20 protein-coding genes are annotated in these 14,781 nt (G+C 58.4%); 12 read left to right on the top strand and 8 right to left on the bottom strand.

Features of this window, described 5'->3' with window-relative positions:
* Positions 1-37: 37 nt before the first annotated feature.
* On the bottom strand, positions 38-916 hold the full coding sequence (locus ACR0JW_RS19855; RefSeq protein WP_170682090.1) for a DMT family transporter: 879 nt from the start codon (positions 914-916) through the stop codon (positions 38-40).
* Positions 917-1,208: 292 nt separating this feature from the next.
* Between ACR0JW_RS19855 and ACR0JW_RS19850 the strand changes: the two genes are divergently transcribed.
* The 4 genes from ACR0JW_RS19850 to ACR0JW_RS19835 all read left to right on the top strand — a co-directional run bounded on the left by ACR0JW_RS19850 (position 1,209) and on the right by ACR0JW_RS19835 (position 4,196).
* Positions 1,209-2,396: an aspartate aminotransferase family protein gene (locus ACR0JW_RS19850; RefSeq protein ID WP_170682089.1), complete on the top strand. Its 1,188-nt coding sequence runs from the start codon at positions 1,209-1,211 to the stop codon at positions 2,394-2,396.
* Positions 2,397-2,470: 74 nt separating this feature from the next.
* Positions 2,471-3,397, top strand: a complete 927-nt coding sequence (argF, locus tag ACR0JW_RS19845; RefSeq protein ID WP_170609664.1) for an ornithine carbamoyltransferase — start codon at positions 2,471-2,473, stop codon at positions 3,395-3,397.
* 96 nt (positions 3,398-3,493) lie between these two features.
* Positions 3,494-3,898: a methylmalonyl-CoA epimerase gene (mce, locus tag ACR0JW_RS19840; RefSeq protein ID WP_170682087.1), complete on the top strand. Its 405-nt coding sequence runs from the start codon at positions 3,494-3,496 to the stop codon at positions 3,896-3,898.
* Positions 3,899-3,920: 22 nt separating this feature from the next.
* A complete protein-coding gene (locus tag ACR0JW_RS19835; protein ID WP_170609668.1) occupies positions 3,921-4,196 on the top strand; it encodes a DUF1467 family protein in 276 nt (91 codons plus the stop codon).
* A 3-nt stretch (positions 4,197-4,199) separates the two neighbouring features.
* Here ACR0JW_RS19835 and ACR0JW_RS19830 read toward each other — a convergent pair whose 3' ends face one another.
* Positions 4,200-4,898, bottom strand: a complete 699-nt coding sequence (locus tag ACR0JW_RS19830; protein ID WP_170824797.1) for an EI24 domain-containing protein — start codon at positions 4,896-4,898, stop codon at positions 4,200-4,202.
* Positions 4,895-5,473 carry a nitroreductase family protein gene (locus ACR0JW_RS19825; protein ID WP_170682085.1) on the bottom strand — a complete coding sequence of 193 codons (579 nt, stop codon included), beginning with the start codon at positions 5,471-5,473 and terminating at the stop codon, positions 4,895-4,897. Before ACR0JW_RS19825 ends, ACR0JW_RS19830 begins: the two co-directional genes overlap by 4 nt.
* A 134-nt stretch (positions 5,474-5,607) precedes the next feature.
* On the opposite strand from ACR0JW_RS19825, the gene ACR0JW_RS19820 reads away from it, so the two are divergent.
* Positions 5,608-5,883, top strand: a complete 276-nt coding sequence (locus tag ACR0JW_RS19820) for a DUF167 domain-containing protein (RefSeq protein WP_170682084.1) — start codon at positions 5,608-5,610, stop codon at positions 5,881-5,883.
* Here ACR0JW_RS19820 and ACR0JW_RS19815 read toward each other — a convergent pair.
* On the bottom strand, positions 5,871-6,119 hold the full coding sequence (locus ACR0JW_RS19815; RefSeq protein WP_170609675.1) for a hypothetical protein: 249 nt from the start codon (positions 6,117-6,119) through the stop codon (positions 5,871-5,873). The two genes, ACR0JW_RS19820 and ACR0JW_RS19815, sit on opposite strands and share 13 nt — an antisense overlap.
* A gap of 120 nt (positions 6,120-6,239) precedes the next feature.
* Between ACR0JW_RS19815 and ACR0JW_RS19810 the strand changes: the two genes are divergently transcribed.
* From ACR0JW_RS19810 to ACR0JW_RS19790, 5 genes are all read left to right on the top strand, one after another.
* Positions 6,240-6,947 carry a M48 family metalloprotease gene (locus tag ACR0JW_RS19810; RefSeq protein WP_170682083.1) on the top strand — a complete coding sequence of 236 codons (708 nt, stop codon included), beginning with the start codon at positions 6,240-6,242 and terminating at the stop codon, positions 6,945-6,947.
* A complete protein-coding gene (locus tag ACR0JW_RS19805) occupies positions 6,944-7,312 on the top strand; it encodes a YigZ family protein (protein ID WP_170682082.1) in 369 nt (122 codons plus the stop codon). The genes ACR0JW_RS19810 and ACR0JW_RS19805 overlap by 4 nt, the downstream gene beginning before the upstream one ends.
* Positions 7,313-7,381: 69 nt before the next feature.
* Positions 7,382-7,633, top strand: a complete 252-nt coding sequence (locus tag ACR0JW_RS19800) for a DUF6455 family protein (protein ID WP_170609681.1) — start codon at positions 7,382-7,384, stop codon at positions 7,631-7,633.
* A 15-nt stretch (positions 7,634-7,648) separates the two neighbouring features.
* On the top strand, positions 7,649-7,918 hold the full coding sequence (locus ACR0JW_RS19795; protein ID WP_170682081.1) for a DUF6455 family protein: 270 nt from the start codon (positions 7,649-7,651) through the stop codon (positions 7,916-7,918).
* On the top strand, positions 7,918-8,196 hold the full coding sequence (locus ACR0JW_RS19790) for a DUF6455 family protein (RefSeq protein ID WP_170682080.1): 279 nt from the start codon (positions 7,918-7,920) through the stop codon (positions 8,194-8,196). The genes ACR0JW_RS19795 and ACR0JW_RS19790 overlap by 1 nt, the downstream gene beginning before the upstream one ends.
* Here ACR0JW_RS19790 and ACR0JW_RS19785 read toward each other — a convergent pair.
* Positions 8,179-8,421, bottom strand: coding sequence for a CDGSH iron-sulfur domain-containing protein (locus tag ACR0JW_RS19785; protein WP_170682079.1), 243 nt, complete (start codon positions 8,419-8,421; stop codon positions 8,179-8,181). The genes ACR0JW_RS19790 and ACR0JW_RS19785 overlap by 18 nt on opposite strands.
* Positions 8,422-8,649: 228 nt before the next feature.
* Between ACR0JW_RS19785 and ACR0JW_RS19780 the strand changes: the two genes are divergently transcribed.
* Positions 8,650-8,838 carry a hypothetical protein gene (locus ACR0JW_RS19780; RefSeq protein ID WP_170609689.1) on the top strand — a complete coding sequence of 63 codons (189 nt, stop codon included), beginning with the start codon at positions 8,650-8,652 and terminating at the stop codon, positions 8,836-8,838.
* Between the two features lie 97 nt (positions 8,839-8,935).
* Here ACR0JW_RS19780 and rimO read toward each other — a convergent pair whose 3' ends face one another.
* Positions 8,936-10,324 carry a 30S ribosomal protein S12 methylthiotransferase RimO gene (gene rimO / locus ACR0JW_RS19775; RefSeq protein WP_170682078.1) on the bottom strand — a complete coding sequence of 463 codons (1,389 nt, stop codon included), beginning with the start codon at positions 10,322-10,324 and terminating at the stop codon, positions 8,936-8,938.
* A gap of 98 nt (positions 10,325-10,422) precedes the next feature.
* Here rimO and ACR0JW_RS19770 point away from each other — a divergent pair, with 98 nt between their 5' ends.
* A complete protein-coding gene (locus ACR0JW_RS19770) occupies positions 10,423-12,378 on the top strand; it encodes an AsmA family protein (RefSeq protein WP_170682077.1) in 1,956 nt (651 codons plus the stop codon).
* A gap of 54 nt (positions 12,379-12,432) precedes the next feature.
* Here ACR0JW_RS19770 and ACR0JW_RS19765 read toward each other — a convergent pair whose 3' ends face one another.
* The gene (locus tag ACR0JW_RS19765) at positions 12,433-13,929 is read right to left on the bottom strand and encodes a phosphomannomutase/phosphoglucomutase (RefSeq protein ID WP_170682076.1); all 1,497 of its coding nucleotides are present in this window, start codon (positions 13,927-13,929) and stop codon (positions 12,433-12,435) included.
* Positions 13,930-13,944: 15 nt separating this feature from the next.
* Positions 13,945-14,778, bottom strand: coding sequence for a 3-deoxy-8-phosphooctulonate synthase (gene kdsA, locus ACR0JW_RS19760; RefSeq protein ID WP_170682075.1), 834 nt, complete (start codon positions 14,776-14,778; stop codon positions 13,945-13,947).
* Positions 14,779-14,781 lie beyond the last annotated feature (3 nt).

The following is a 14,781-nucleotide window of genomic DNA, read 5'->3' as shown; positions in this document are numbered from 1 at the left end:
CCCTCGGGCCAAAAACGTCGGAAGTTTCCGGATATTTTTAGTGCCGCGCGCGGGCCTCGCGCCAGACCAGAATCAGGGCGCCGGTCAGGATGATGGCCGAGCCTGCCAAGCTGACCGCATCCGGAATCACACCAAAAACAGCAAAATCGTACAGGGCGGCGAAGATCAGGGTCGCGTAGCTGATCGGCGCCACGAATGAGGCGTCAGCCCTGGCCATACCGTTGACAAAACAGGCTTGCGCACAGGCCATCAGCCCACCGATCCCCGCCAGAGCGACCCATTGTGCAGGGGTGGGCGGCTGCCAAACCGCAATTACCGCGACCGTTGCGATACCCAGCCCCATAGAGTTGTTCACCAGCAGAATCTGGATCGGAATTTCACGACCTGAGAGTTTCTTGATAAATATCAGCTCCATCCCGATCACCGCAGCCGCCGTCAACGCCAAAAGCGCTGCGGGCTGAAAACTGGCCGGCGTGGGGCGCAACAGGATCAGCGCGCCTGTCAGGGCCACCGCTGCCGCCAGCCAGCGCCAGGGACCGACCCCCTCTTTCAGAAGAGGGATAGCAAGCATCATCGCAAAGACCGGGTTCAGGAAGGAAATCGCAGTCGCATCCGCTATTGGAATATACGCGACCGAGGCAAACATCAGCGTGACCCCCAACCAGCCAAAGCTGGTCCGCCCGACATGCAGCCCCCAATGCGGTCGCCGCAGGTTCGGACGCAGCGCGACGACCGCGCTGATGATCACGACAAAGGCAAACAGAAACCGCCCATGGCTGATCTGTATCGGATGAAGCGCCGGACCAAGCGTATCGGTGCCCAGCGCCTTGGCCAGCAGTGTTGTGCCCGCGATCAGCGCGCTGGCAACAAAAATGAGAATAGCCGCAAGGGCTGGGTTTTGGCGCGCCGGGGTCATGGTTCAGCGGTGCGCGACGCAGGGCGAAATGACAAGTGCCTATGCTTGTGTCAGAGTGAAATTATGCGATCCACTTAATTTCGGGGTTTTCAGAAATCGAAGGTCCCGCTATACGGCCCGCATGATCAAACACGCACATATCCTGCGCCTCCGACGCCGACGCCTGACCGCGTAACCGGCCCTGTTGATCCTTTGTGCTGTTCAAATCAGCGCAATCTCCACCAAATCAGTTGACGAAACCGGCCTTCGTGTATCACTCACGGGGCTTAACCAATCTGAAAAGGATGATCCGATGATCCCGTCCGTTCTGCCGACCTACAATCGCGCACCGCTTTCATTCGTGAAAGGCGAAGGTGCCTGGCTGACCGAGGCGGACGGCCGACGTTTTCTGGACCTCGGCGCCGGGATCGCGGTGAACGCGCTGGGTCACGCGCATCCGGCACTGGTTGCGGCTCTGACGGATCAGGCACACGCGTTGTGGCATGTTTCGAACCTGTACCAGATCCCTCAACAGCAGGCGCTGGCCGACAAACTGGTCGAACACACATTCGCGGATACCGTATTCTTCACCAATTCCGGCACCGAAGCCTGTGAACTGGCCGTCAAGATGGCTCGGAAGCACTTCTATGACAAAGATCAGCCGGACCGGGTCGAGATCATCACCTTCGAGGGATCATTTCACGGGCGTTCCTCGGCAGGTATCGCCGCCGCAGGGTCAGAGAAGATGACCAAGGGCTTCGGTCCGCTGCTGCCCGGTTTCGTTCATGTAGCCTTCGGCAATCTTGACGGTGTCACAAACGCCATCACTGAACATACAGCCGCGATCATGATCGAACCCGTTCAGGGCGAAGGGGGCATTCGCCCGGTTCCGGATGCGGAACTCAAGGCGCTGCGCCAGATCTGCAACGATAACGGAATCCTGCTGATCCTGGACGAAGTGCAATGCGGTGTCGGCCGTACCGGAAAGCTCTTTGCTCATGAATGGGCGGGTATCACGCCTGATATCATGTTGGTTGCCAAGGGTATTGGCGGGGGCTTCCCGCTGGGTGCTGTGCTTGCAACCGAGGATGCGGCGAACGGCATGACAGCGGGCACACATGGGTCCACCTATGGCGGCAACCCGCTGGGTTGCGCGGTAGGCTGTGCAGTGATCGATCAGGTCGCCACACCGGCCTTCCTCGAAGGCGTGAACCGCAAGGCCGGCCTGCTGCGCCAGAAACTCGAAAGCCTGATCGCCAATCATCCTGACGTGTTCGAAGAAGTGCGCGGTGCCGGTCTGATGCTGGGCCTCAAATGCAAGCCGACAAACATGGACGTGGTGAATGCCGGCTATGACAACGGGGTCATCACCGTCCCTGCCGCCGATAACGTCATTCGACTCCTGCCGCCGCTCACGCTGACCGAGGACGATATCGCGCAGGCCATGATCCGCCTGGAAAAAGCCGCCCGACAGGTCGAAGCCAGTCTCGCAACCGCCTGATCTTCATCTTTTCCCAAATACTCCGGGGGTCCGGGGGCTGGCCCCCGGCGTCCGACAGCCAAAAGCGAAATGAAATGAACCATTTTCTCGACATTCATAAAACCGATGCAGCAGCCCTGCGCAGCATGATCGACCAAGCCGACGCCATGAAAAAGGCGCGCCTCGGCCGCCCCAAGGCGGCTCATGACGATGAACAGCCTCTCAAGGATCGCATGGTCGCGCTGATCTTCGAAAAGCCTTCGACCCGAACCCGCGTGTCGTTTGATGTGGGAGTGCGCCAGATGGGCGGGCAGACCATGGTTCTGTCCGGCAAGGATATGCAATTGGGCCATGGCGAAACTATCGCCGACACCGCCCGTGTATTATCGCGCTACGTCGACATGATCATGATCCGGACCTTTGACGAAACCATTCTGACCGAAATGGCCGAGTACTCGGATGTCCCCGTCATTAACGGTCTGACAGATCGCACCCATCCCTGCCAGATCATGGCGGACGTATTGACGTTTGAAGAACACCGCGGCCCCATCGCCGGCAAGAAGGTGGTCTGGACAGGCGACGGCAACAATGTGTGTGCTTCCTTCCTGCATGCTGCAGGCCAGTTCGGCTTCGATCTGACGTTTACGGGACCCGCTCAATTCGATCCGGAAGAAGAGTTCATGGGCTTTGCCCGTCAGAAGGGCTCGAAGATCGTGGTCGAACGTGATCCCTACAAAGCGGTTGAAGGTGCCGATCTGGTGGTCGCCGACACCTGGGTCTCGATGCACGATTCCCAGTCGGCCAAGGAACGCCGTCACAACCTGCTGCGCCCCTATCAGGTCAATGCCGAACTGATGGCCCACGCCAAACCCGACGCGTTGTTCATGCATTGCCTGCCGGCGCACCGGGAAGAGGAAGCCACGTCCGAGGTTATGGATGGCCCGAACTCGGTCATTTTTGATGAGGCCGAAAACCGTCTTCACGCGCAAAAGGCGGTCATGCGCTGGTGTCTGGGTGTTTGACGCCGGAGGGCAATACCGAGGCAGGGCCGTCGCGCCTTGCCCTTTTGATCGTCTGCGCCCATAAACGCTGCAACGCAGAAACGACAGGAGAGCACAATGATCGGACGTTTGAATCACGTCGCCATCGCCGTTCCGGACCTCGAAGCCGCATCCGCGCAATACCGTAACGCGCTGGGCGCAAAGGTGGGGGCGCCTCAGGATGAACCGGACCACGGTGTAACCGTCGTTTTCATCGAGTTGCCGAACACCAAGATCGAACTGCTCTATCCGCTGGGCGAAAACAGCCCGATCAACGGGTTTCTGGAAAAGAACCCTGCAGGCGGCATTCACCATGTGTGTTACGAGGTCGAAGATATCATTGCCGCTCGTGACCACCTGAAGGAAACCGGTGCCCGTGTTCTGGGGTCGGGAGAGCCCAAGATCGGTGCCCACGGCAAACCTGTTCTGTTCCTGCACCCCAAGGATTTCAACGGATGTCTGGTCGAACTCGAGCAGGTCTGACCACAGCCTCGGAGGATCTGATATGACGATCACGGCAGCGATTGTTTTGTTTGCGGTCATCTGGTTCATGACCTTGCTGGTGGTGTTGCCCATCCGGATCAAAACGCAGGGCGATCTGGGCGAGATCGTTCCGGGCACCCATGCGGGTGCTCCGGAAGTGCATCACATGAAGAAAAAGATGTGGATCACCACCGGGATTTCGGCCGTCCTGTGGGCCATCATCGCCGGTATCATCGTGTCCGGCGTGATCTCGGTGCAGGATTTCGACTGGCTGAACCAGCTTGACCGCCAGGGATAGCCCTTACAAGTCCGTGGCTGACAGTTGATGGTAGATATGCGTGAACGTGGCTGCTCCGATAATGGGGATCAGCAGGTTTACAAGCGGCACTGACAGCGGAATTGCCATCAACGTGCCGGCTATCCAGATGGTTGCGGAATGCCTAGCGCGCAGCTTGCGCGCGCCATCGCGGCCCAGCCTGCGCATCGCTGCCAGAGTGAAGTATTCACGCCCCAACAGGAATCCGTTCAGCGCCCAGAAGATAAACGGGGCAAGCGGCGTGAAGATCACGTATAGAACCAGCGCCAGCAGGTTGGCCGCGATCAGAACGCCCAAAAAGTTCACTGTATCCTTCAACGCCTCGGCTACCGGAATTCCTGCAACCGGTGGCAGATTGGGATAGTGCCTGTCCTCGACGGCCTGCGCGACCTCATCCAGAAACATCGACGTGATGGCCGAGGCGACGGGCACCATCAGAAACACGGACAGTACCATCATCAACAGCAGAGAGGACACGCTGAGCAGATCGTTCAGCCACGTGACCTCACCCAGCAAGGGTAAAGTGGCCTGGTCGCCGACAAGCGCATTGATAAGCCACAGGAAACCGGCATAAGCCACGACCAGCAATGCGAAAGTCAAGCCGACGCCCAGCAGCAGGACCTTGCGGAATCTCGGGTCTCCGATCTGGCCGAGCGCCAGAAAGAATGACTGAAAAATAATCATTCAACAACCCATTGCGTCAGCGCGGTCACATCCGGGCGCGGGCGCTCTGGTGGTTCCGCTCCTTCTGTCGCGATGTGAATCAGGCCCGCTACACGCTCGTGATCGGCCAGGCCCAGAGCGTCCTTGCAGAACTTGCGGTCATGGACTTGCCAGCCTGACAGCCAGTTCGCGCCCCAGCCGGCGGCCAGCGCGGCGTTCAAAAGCGCCAGACAGACCGCTCCGGCGGAGTAGGTCTGCTCGATGGCGGGAATTTTTTCCGATGGTTTCTGAACCTCGATCACAGCGACGGCCAGATGACCCATGTCGAACTGGCTGCGGGCCTTGGAAATATCTTCAGGCGATTTCCCCAGTCGAGCGCCGCAGTCCCCGGTCAGCTCCGAAAGACGGGCCATCGCCCCTTTTTCCAACACAAGAAAACGCCAGGGCTCGAGCTTGCCATGATCCGGACTGCGAGCCGCGGCCGTAAGCAGAGGCATCAGCTCTTCCCGCGTCGGGGCCGGTGCGATCAGCGTTTTGGCCGGACGTGAGCGGCGGATTTGCAGAAACTCCAGAGCAGCCTGATTCTTGAGAGGCATATGTTAACTTCCTTTACATAGGCAGTTTGTATCTTGGGTGGCACTGCCTCTGATTCAAGGGCAAGCTGTTTTGGTGTCAGATCAATTTCACTCTGTCCCCGTTCATGCAAGGGTGTTGCGAACAGGGAAGCAGGATGGCCAAAGCAAAACTGCGAAATTTACTGGATCTGAGCGCACTTGCCGTGCCGGGCAAACAGATTTCGGTCAGGGTTACTCCAAAAGCAGCGCGTGACAGCATTGCGGTGGACGGCACCATTCTGCGTGTCTGTGTCACCGCCGCACCTGAAGATGGAAGGGCAAACAAGGCGGTTCGGAAGCTTTTGGCGCAATCCATGGGGATTTCGGCGTCTGCCTTGATCCTGAAGCACGGTCAGACCGCTCGTGACAAAATCTTTGTCTATGATCCCTGAGGTGGCGTTTCGCGTATCTGATAGACCCCCTCGGGCAGGTCCAGCGCCGCCGCCAAGTCGCGCACCTGTTCGGGTGACAGGGTAATTTTCTGAACCTGGTCCGTGCGCGGATCCAATTGTTCAAGCGTCACGCATTCTGCGAAACTGTTGATAACGACATCTTCGTTCAAAGGCTTTTCGCCTTCGTCCACCAGGGTAATGACTGTCGAGTCGAATTCATGCTCAATCGAAAACATAAAAGCAAAGTGCAGGGCCAACGCAGGTAATGCAACCCATTGACTGCCAATCAGACGTGGCCGTTCCCGGCGTGGCACGCTATGGTTGCGATACGGTATGACCGGTCCAAAGGATTACTGATGCGCCGCCTGACATTTTTGCTGGTTTCTGTTCTGCTGGCGGCCTGCGAAGCCGGTACTTTGCGCGTTTTGCCTGCCGAGGATTGGGACAGCGAAAGCCCGGGTTCTCGGGTCTCGTCCGCAGAATTCCGCGAAATCAGCCGAGCAGTCGGCAAAGCGGCGCGCGCTGAATGCTTGCGACAGCCGGGCAACCGGAACTGCGACTTTACGATCATGGTGGATCTGAACCCACGGGCCCCAGAAAACGCGTTTCAGACATTGGATGATGACGGGCAACCGGTGATCATTTTCACACAGACCATGATCAATTCAGCAAAGAACGCCGACGAACTGGCGTTTGTCATGGGGCACGAGGCCGCGCATCACGTTTTGGGTCACCTTGCCAGGCAGTCGAACAATTCGCAGGAAAGCGCGGTGATTTTCGGTGACCTCGCGCGCCTCGACGGAGGAGATGACGCTGATGTCGAAGCCTGGCAGAAATTGGGGGCACAGGTCGGTGTGCAGGCCTATGTGAAGGATTTCGAGCTTGAGGCCGATCAACTGGGCACCGTCATTACCTATAGGGCGGGATACAACCCCTTGGTGGGGGCAGTGTATTTCAATCGCATTCCTGATCCGGGTGACAAGTTTCTTGGCACCCATCCACCTAACGCGCAGCGTGTGCAGATAGTTCAGGAAACCGCCCGGCAACTGGGGCTGACCCCATGACATCGCTTGTCCGGATGGGCGTGATCCTGACAGATCGCGGTTCGAAATATGCGGTATCCGGTGCGCCAGTTAAGACCCGGGATGAAATCGATGCGGTTTTGAGTGAGCTGAAATCTGACAAGAACTATGCGAAAGCCACGCACAATACCTGGGCTGCGGTACTGCCGACCGGTGCGCTCAAAGCGGATGACGGCGAAAGCGGGGCCGGAATGGTGATCCTGCGAATGATGGAGCGGGCAGGTCTGGACAGCCATCTGATCGTAGTAACGCGCTGGTACGGCGGGAAAAAACTGGGGGGCGATCGCTTTCGGCGCGTGCAGGATGCGACGCGCGCCTATCTGGATCATCAGGCGGCGGCACTTTGACCTGGGTCAAAGGCTGACGCGAACGGGTGCGATATCCTTTCTTGTAACGCGAACGGGAAAGGATGCGTAATGCTCAGCCGAAACACATTGCGACGCCATGCCGGTCTTCTGGACCAGATGGCCACAACTGTCGGAGTTGATCTGGAAGAAGCCGCGATCGCTGGCCAGGTTTCGATCGACGCGATTTCCGATGCCGTTCTGCGCTGCACCGATTGCCCCAATCCCGGCCATTGCGAGAACTTCCTGACCAAAGCGGTAGCCACAAGCCAGACGCCGGAATACTGCCGAAATCAGGAGTTGCTGAACAAACTGAAACCCTGAGCGGCCGGATGTACCATGTCACCACTGGGACACATCATGACCCATCTTCGACTGGTCCTGCGCATGGGGCAGGCGACCGGCGTAGACATCGCCGCAGCGCATAAGGGCGGGCACCTGACCCAGCGGGACTGGAGCAACATGGTGCAGCGATGCCGGGGCTGTAACTGGGCCAGTGCCTGTCCTGAATGGTTGGACCGCTGCGAAGACGCGTCCAACGCCCCTGAAATCTGTATGAACAAGGCTCAGTTTGCGGTGCTGAAAGCCCGGCAAAAAGGATGCAAGTGATGGCTTCGGACAGACTGGGAGATATCGACAAGCATTTCTGGCTTACCCGATCGACCGCACGGATCATCGGGGTTTCGTTCTCGGATGCGATGGCCGAAGGGAAACTGTCGCCCCACGGATTTGCCGAAATCGTTACTCGGTGCCGGGCAGCGGATTGTAGCAGCAAATGTGAGTTATGGCTGGCAACGCAGCAGTCCACACCGGAAAAGGCGCCTGATTTCTGCGCAAACGCCTCTGCTCTTGAGGCGCTTAGAAAGTTTTCACAGACGCGAATGTGAGCCGTCGCATAATGGTGGTTTCGATGTCTGCTTGCAGCCGCAGAAGAACACCTTCTTCGTTGCTTCGGCAGTGTATTTCACCGGCTCCAGCCCGGTTCCTTTGTGAGATCCGTCGCAAAAAGGTTGTTTCTTGGACGTACCGCAGGCGCACCAGAAATAGCTTTTTCCTTCGGTCACTTCGACCGGATAAGGGCCTTTCTGGGCAATGATCGGGCTGTCGGACATTTGGCTGCTCCGTTGTTGGCTGATGTCATTTCAATAGTTTAGAACACAGGCCCGAAAAGGGTAGCGGTTGTGGAATTTTCAGCGCTCGTGGTCGCCTTTACCAGCGTAACTCTGCCCGAAATAACGAATTTGTGATCTGTTTAGTTGCCAGAACGCCCGCCAACTCTTATTCTGAGATTGGCCCGAAAAACCGGGCAATATCAGAAAAGTAATAGAGGATTGACGGACATGAAACTGAAACTCGCAGCCGTAGGTGCGTTTGCCCTTATTCTGACCGCCTGCTCTCAGCAGGAAGAGCCGGCCCCGGTCTATATCCAGCCTGACTATGACAAATACGGTTCTCCGAGCTGTCCGGCAGGTTATGAACTGGCCACAACCGAAGCGGGTCAGACTGTCTGTAATCCAGTTTCCCAATAAGCCTTTCGCAGGCGGTCCTGTTCAGGGCCGCCTGCAAATCCGCGCCCTGATCTGAATGTCCCAATTGCCGGTAGTCACGGCGATTGACGTCTTTTGGTCAGGCCAGTTTTCCCCACAAATCATATTCTCCGGCCTCGTCGACCTCGACAGAAACGATGTCACCGGGTTTCAGGGATTCGAAGTTTTTGTCAATGAACAGGTTGCCGTCGATCTCGGGCGCGTCTGCTTTCGTGCGGCATGTGGCGGCGTCTTCGTCGATTTCGTCGACGATGACCTCAATCGCCTGACCAACCTTGGCCGCCAGCTTGGCCTCTGAAATTGCCTGTGCCTTTTCCATGAATCGCTCCCAACGGTCCTGTTTGACGTCAGCAGGAACGTGATCCGGCAGGTCGTTGGACCGGGCGCCGTCTACGTTTTCGTATTGAAAGCAGCCGACGCGATCCAGTTTCGCTTCGTCCATCCAGTCCAGCAGGGCCTGGAATTCGGCATCGGTCTCGCCCGGATAACCCACGATAAAGGTCGAACGTAGGGTGATGTCGGGGCAGGTCGCGCGCCACGCGGCAATTTCATCCAGTGTTTTGGCCGCAGCGGCCGGGCGGGCCATGCGTTTCAGAACATCCGGATGGGCGTGCTGAAAGGGGATGTCCAGATAGGGCAGAACATTGCAGCCAGCATCCGCCATCAACGGGATCAGTTCGCGCACATGCGGGTAGGGATAGACGTAATGCAGCCGTACCCAGGCGTCTAGCCGTCCCAGCTCGCGCGCCAGATCGGTGATGTGGCTGCGTACCTCGCGGTCTTTCCATTGGTTGACGTCGTATTTGCGATCCAGCCCATAGGCCGAGGTGTCTTGCGAGATTACCAGCAACTCGCGCACACCGCTTTCAACCAGCTTTTCCGCCTCGCGCAGCACCGCATGGGCCGGGCGGCTGGCCAGTTTCCCGCGCATGTCAGGGATGATGCAGAATTTGCACTTGTGGTTACAGCCTTCCGAGATCTTCAGATAGCTGTAGTGGCGTGGTGTCAGTTTGACGCCCGAGGCAGGCAGCAGGTCGACGAACGGGTCCGGATCGGGCGGAACGGCCGAATGCACGGCATCCAGCACCTGTTCGTATTGATGTGGGCCGGTGACGGCCATGATCCGCGGGTGATGCTCGCGGATGTAGTCCGGTTCCGCGCCTAGGCAGCCAGTCACGATCACCTTGCCATTTTCCACCAACGCTTCGCCGATTGCATCCAGCGATTCAGCCTTGGCGCTGTCCAGGAACCCGCATGTGTTCACGATGACGGCATCGGCCCCTGAATAGTTGGGCGAAATGCCGTACCCTTCAGCACGCAGGCGGGTCAGGATACGCTCACTATCGACCAAAGCCTTGGGGCAGCCCAAGGACACCATACCGATGGTCGGCTGGTTTGGACGGGGCGTATCGATGATCCGGGCGGCAGGTGCCAGGTCGGGGCGGAGGTTTGGCGGGTTCGTGCTCATGGCGCGGCATATAGTGGGGAACGCTTCCCCTTGCAAATCCCGCTTTTGATTTGAATGATCTCAAGCAAAGAAAAGCCAAAAAGGCGGAGAGCAGAAAGATGAAGTGGTTGTTGCGGATCCTGTTCGTATTCGTTGCCGTAATCGGGCTGGTGATTGGCGCGTTGCTGCTGATGCCGGGCGAAAAACTGGGGTCGATTCTGGCCGAGCAGGTTCGGGCGCAGACAGGTCGCGACCTGAACCTGTCCGGAGACGTCAACCTGTCCTTCTGGCCGGTTCTGGGAATGGAAACCGGGCCCGTCACGTTTGGTAACGCTGCATGGGCCGGGCCAGAACCAATGCTGAGCGCGGAACGCCTGATGGTCGGTGTCGATGCAGCGGCGTTGTTGTCTGGTGACATCAGGATCAAACGGGTCGCGGCAGAAAACCCGGTTCTTCGACTGGAAGTTTCGGATGGGCGCGCAAACTGGGAACTTGGCACTGCGACGGCTGCCATTTCGGGTGGCGATCCCGGGGGATCTGCGCCGGATGCCGAAGCTGGCGCGGTCACGCTGGAGTTTCTGGAACTGACCCGTGTGCGGCTGATCTACGTCGAAAACGGTGTCACAACGATGGATTTCGCGAATGTCGATTTGTCGGCCAGTTGGCCCGAAGTCACCGCCCCAATGGTGATGGAGGCCAGCATGGCGGTGCCCGGCGGCACCGTGAAGGTCGATCTGAAAATACCCGACCTACCCGCATTTTCGTCCGGAGACGTGACCGCGTTGGAGATGTTGCTGAAGGCACCGGGTGGCCAGATCGGGTTTGACGGCCGGGTCAACCTGGCCGGGGAAATGGACGGCCAGCTTGAGGTCAAATCGTCAAACACCGAGAAAATGCTGGCGGCCTTCGGGCAGGCCGGAACATATGTGCCGCAGGGGCTTGGGCGTGTGGCGAATGTATCCGGTCAGATGACCTATACCAGCGACGGTCGGGTCGCCTTGCGGGATATGACCGCAATTCTGGACAACAACCGCCTGACTGGCGAGGCGGACCTTGTCATTTCCGATCCGCCTCAGATCACGGCCCGGCTGAGCGCGGGTGATCTGGATCTGTCTCAGATTGCCGGCACCGATGCCTCCACCGGTGGTGGAGCAACCAGTGCATCTGCGCCTGACACGGGTTGGTCCAAAGACCCGATTGATGCATCAGCCCTGGCTTTGGCCAACGGCAATATCCGCCTGACGGCCACCTCGATTGCGGTTCCTGGAATGACATTCGGCCAAAGCGATCTGACCATGAGCCTCGATCGCGCGCGGGCTGTGTTTCAAATGCACCCGGCCACCTTGTTCTCAGGACAGTTGAACGGGCAGATGGTGGTCAACAACCGGAACGGGCTGTCGGTGGGCGGCAACGTTAGGGCTGACGGGATTGACCTGAAGCAGATGCTCTCAACGCTGGCCGGGATCGAACGGCTTTCGGGCACCGGATCGGGAACGCTCGAGTTTCTGGGCGTCGGGCAAACCGAAGACCAGATCATGCGATCCCTCAGCGGAAAAGGGGGCGTCAATGTTGGCAAAGGGGTAATCGCAGGTATCGATCTCGACCGTCTGATGGGCCGGGGGCAGGGCACGGGCGGCACGACGGTGTTCAACAGCCTGTCGGCCACGTTCACGATGGATCAGGGCACGCTGACCAACAATGATCTGCTGATGTTGTTGGACAACTACCGGGCGGATGGAAAAGGCCTTGTCGGGCTGGGTGCCCGGAACATCGATTACCTGTTCACCCCGGTCGCATTGCGGGCAAATTCGGGTCAAGGCATTGCCGTGCCTGTGCGGATACAGGGGCCATGGAGCAACCCCTCGATCCGGCCGGACCTTAGCAAGGTGATCGAGGCCGCGGCTGATGCAGAACTCAAAAAGCTTGAAGATGACGCCAAGCAGAAGGTCTTTGAAAAAGTCGGCGGCGAACTGGACACAACGATTACGGACAGTGACCAGATCGAAGATGCCATCAAGGACAAGCTTGAGGAAGAGGCCAAAAAAGGTCTGCTGAAACTGCTGGGCGCGGACTGAAATGACGGCCAGGTCAGAATAACCCGGGGCGCGATCCGCGCCCCGGTTGTTACATCAGATGGTCTGATCGTAATCGCCGACGCCCGGTTCAGTACGGATGACCGCGTCGATATCCGAAAATATGGCGCGCATCTCGCCTTCGCTCTCGCTGCTTTCGCAAACCACAACAAGGTTGGGCGTGTTCGAAGAGGCGCGTACCAGACCCCAGCTGCCGTTGTCCAGAATGACACGGGCACCGTTGACGGTAACCACCTCTTTGATCGCACGTCCGGCAAAACTTTCACCAGCGTCGGCCTTGGCGACCAGTTTGTCGACCAGGCGGTTCAGGATATCGTACTTCTCGGTGTCTGCTGCATAGGGTGACATGGTCGGCGTCGACCACGTTTTTGGCAGCGCCTTGCGCAGGTCAGACATGCTCTGATCAGGATTGCGGTCCATCAGTTTACAGATCTCGACCGCCACGCGCATGCCGCAGTCGTAGCCACGACCAATTGGTTCAGCCAGAAAGTAATGGCCCGATTTCTCGAACCCGGCCAGGGCGTTGATCTCTTTCACGCGGCGCTTCATGTGGCTGTGGCCGGTCTTCCAGTAATCCGCCTTTACGCCATGCGCCCGAAGCTCTGGATCACTGGCGAACAGGCCAGTGGACTTCACGTCGGCCACGAAGGTCGAATTGGGATAAAGCTTGGCCAGATCGCGGGCCATGATGACGCCGACCTTGTCGGCGAAAATCTCCTCACCCTCGTCATCGACCACACCGCATCGATCGCCATCCCCGTCAAACCCAAGCGCCAGATCGGCGCCACTGGATTTCACAGTGTCGGACATGTCGTGCAACATCTCCATGGCTTCGGGATTGGGGTTGTAGTTCGGGAAGGTGTAATCCAGCCGGTTGTGGCTAGGCACGACCTCAACGCCCATCCGCTCGAATATTTCAGGGGCAAAGGCCGATGCCGTCCCGTTTCCTGTGGCGCACACAACTTTCAGCGGGCGAGACATTCTGAAATCGCCAACCAGATCATCGATATACGCCTCTTTCACGCCATCGACGAATTCGTAGGATCCACCTTCATGCGGGATACCTTCGCCATTCAGGACGATATCGCGCAGCTCGGACATCTCATCCGGACCATGGGTCAGGGGGCGGTCAAAGCCCATCTTGACGCCGGTCCAGCCGTTCGGGTTGTGGCTGGCCGTGACCATCGCCACGGCAGGCACGTCCAGATGAAACTGCGCGAAATAGGCCATCGGGCTGAGGGCCGGGCCGATATCCTTGACCTGAATACCCGCCTGCATCAGCCCCAGGATCAGCGCGTTCTTGATCGCCAGAGAATAGTCGCGGTAATCGTTGCCCACTGCAATCACCGGTTCAATCCCGCGTCTGCGCATCTGCGTACCTAGCCCCAGACCAAGCGCGGTCATGCCGGGCAGGTTGATTTCCTCGGGGTATTTCCAGCGGGCGTCATATTCGCGGAACCCGGTGGGTTTGATCATCGCATCGCGCAGAAAGCTCCAGGTGTTAGGGGTCACCTCAGGCGTGGGTTTGGTCATAATTCTTCTCAATCGTTAAATCTGAATCGGGTTTTCTTTGGCCAGCGCATCAAAACGCATCAATGTGGCAATTAGCTGTCCCATCTGGTCCAGCGGAATCATGTTGGGGCCGTCGGACGGCGCGGTATCCGGGTCCTGGTGGGTTTCGATGAACACGGCGCCGACGCCCAGCGAAACCGCCGCACGGGCCATCACCGGCGCGAATTCCCTTTGCCCGCCGGACGAGCCGCCCTTGCCGCCGGGTTGTTGAACCGAATGGGTGGCATCCATCACGACCGGATAGCCGGTTTTGGCCATTTGCGGCAGTGATCGCATGTCGGCCACCAACGTGTTGTAGCCAAAGGATGTGCCGCGCTCGGTCAGCAGAATGTTCTGGTTGCCGGTGCTTTCGATCTTGTCGACGATATTGCCCATCTCCCACGGCGCCAGGAACTGACCCTTTTTGACATTGACGGCCTTGCCGGTTTCACCAGCGGCCAGCAACATGTCGGTCTGTCGGCACAAGAAGGCGGGGATTTGCAGAATATCCACCGCCTCGGCCGCGACTGCGCACTGGGCCTCGGTGTGGACATCCGTCAGTACAGGGATGCCCATCGAGCTGCGGATGTCGTCCAGCACCTTCAGCCCGGCATCGATGCCCATGCCGCGCTTGCCGGACAACGAGGTGCGGTTCGCCTTGTCATAGGAGGCCTTGAAAACGTACTGCGCGCCTGCGGCATCGCAGGCTTCTTTCATGGTGCCTGCGATCATCCGGGCGTGATCGGCGGTTTCAAGCTGGCAGGGGCCGGCGATGACGGTCAGCGGAAGATCGTTGCCAACCGTCAGGTCGGAGATTTTTACATGTTTCATATG

It is taken from the genome of Ruegeria sp. BG6 (assembly GCF_056538465.1).
This window is presented reverse-complemented; position numbering and strand designations above follow the sequence as displayed.

What these genes read in the sequence shown, in the direction of transcription:
- ACR0JW_RS19770 (WP_170682077.1), top strand. Translation starts at nt 10,423, where the DNA reads ATGAAGTGGTTGTTGCGGATCCTGTTCGTATTCGTTGCCGTAATCGGG.
- ACR0JW_RS19780 (WP_170609689.1), top strand. Translation starts at nt 8,650, where the DNA reads ATGAAACTGAAACTCGCAGCCGTAGGTGCGTTTGCCCTTATTCTGACC.
- ACR0JW_RS19830 (WP_170824797.1), bottom strand. Translation starts at nt 4,898, where the DNA reads ATGATTATTTTTCAGTCATTCTTTCTGGCGCTCGGCCAGATCGGAGAC.
- kdsA (WP_170682075.1), bottom strand. Translation starts at nt 14,778, where the DNA reads ATGAAACATGTAAAAATCTCCGACCTGACGGTTGGCAACGATCTTCCG.
- ACR0JW_RS19855 (WP_170682090.1), bottom strand. Translation starts at nt 916, where the DNA reads ATGACCCCGGCGCGCCAAAACCCAGCCCTTGCGGCTATTCTCATTTTT.
- mce (WP_170682087.1), top strand. Translation starts at nt 3,494, where the DNA reads ATGATCGGACGTTTGAATCACGTCGCCATCGCCGTTCCGGACCTCGAA.
- ACR0JW_RS19765 (WP_170682076.1), bottom strand. Translation starts at nt 13,929, where the DNA reads ATGACCAAACCCACGCCTGAGGTGACCCCTAACACCTGGAGCTTTCTG.
- ACR0JW_RS19825 (WP_170682085.1), bottom strand. Translation starts at nt 5,473, where the DNA reads ATGCCTCTCAAGAATCAGGCTGCTCTGGAGTTTCTGCAAATCCGCCGC.
- rimO (WP_170682078.1), bottom strand. Translation starts at nt 10,324, where the DNA reads ATGAGCACGAACCCGCCAAACCTCCGCCCCGACCTGGCACCTGCCGCC.
- argF (WP_170609664.1), top strand. Translation starts at nt 2,471, where the DNA reads ATGAACCATTTTCTCGACATTCATAAAACCGATGCAGCAGCCCTGCGC.
- ACR0JW_RS19790 (WP_170682080.1), top strand. Translation starts at nt 7,918, where the DNA reads ATGGCTTCGGACAGACTGGGAGATATCGACAAGCATTTCTGGCTTACC.
- ACR0JW_RS19785 (WP_170682079.1), bottom strand. Translation starts at nt 8,421, where the DNA reads ATGTCCGACAGCCCGATCATTGCCCAGAAAGGCCCTTATCCGGTCGAA.
- ACR0JW_RS19810 (WP_170682083.1), top strand. Translation starts at nt 6,240, where the DNA reads ATGCGCCGCCTGACATTTTTGCTGGTTTCTGTTCTGCTGGCGGCCTGC.
- ACR0JW_RS19820 (WP_170682084.1), top strand. Translation starts at nt 5,608, where the DNA reads ATGGCCAAAGCAAAACTGCGAAATTTACTGGATCTGAGCGCACTTGCC.
- ACR0JW_RS19795 (WP_170682081.1), top strand. Translation starts at nt 7,649, where the DNA reads ATGTCACCACTGGGACACATCATGACCCATCTTCGACTGGTCCTGCGC.
- ACR0JW_RS19815 (WP_170609675.1), bottom strand. Translation starts at nt 6,119, where the DNA reads ATGTTTTCGATTGAGCATGAATTCGACTCGACAGTCATTACCCTGGTG.
- ACR0JW_RS19835 (WP_170609668.1), top strand. Translation starts at nt 3,921, where the DNA reads ATGACGATCACGGCAGCGATTGTTTTGTTTGCGGTCATCTGGTTCATG.
- ACR0JW_RS19805 (WP_170682082.1), top strand. Translation starts at nt 6,944, where the DNA reads ATGACATCGCTTGTCCGGATGGGCGTGATCCTGACAGATCGCGGTTCG.
- ACR0JW_RS19850 (WP_170682089.1), top strand. Translation starts at nt 1,209, where the DNA reads ATGATCCCGTCCGTTCTGCCGACCTACAATCGCGCACCGCTTTCATTC.
- ACR0JW_RS19800 (WP_170609681.1), top strand. Translation starts at nt 7,382, where the DNA reads ATGCTCAGCCGAAACACATTGCGACGCCATGCCGGTCTTCTGGACCAG.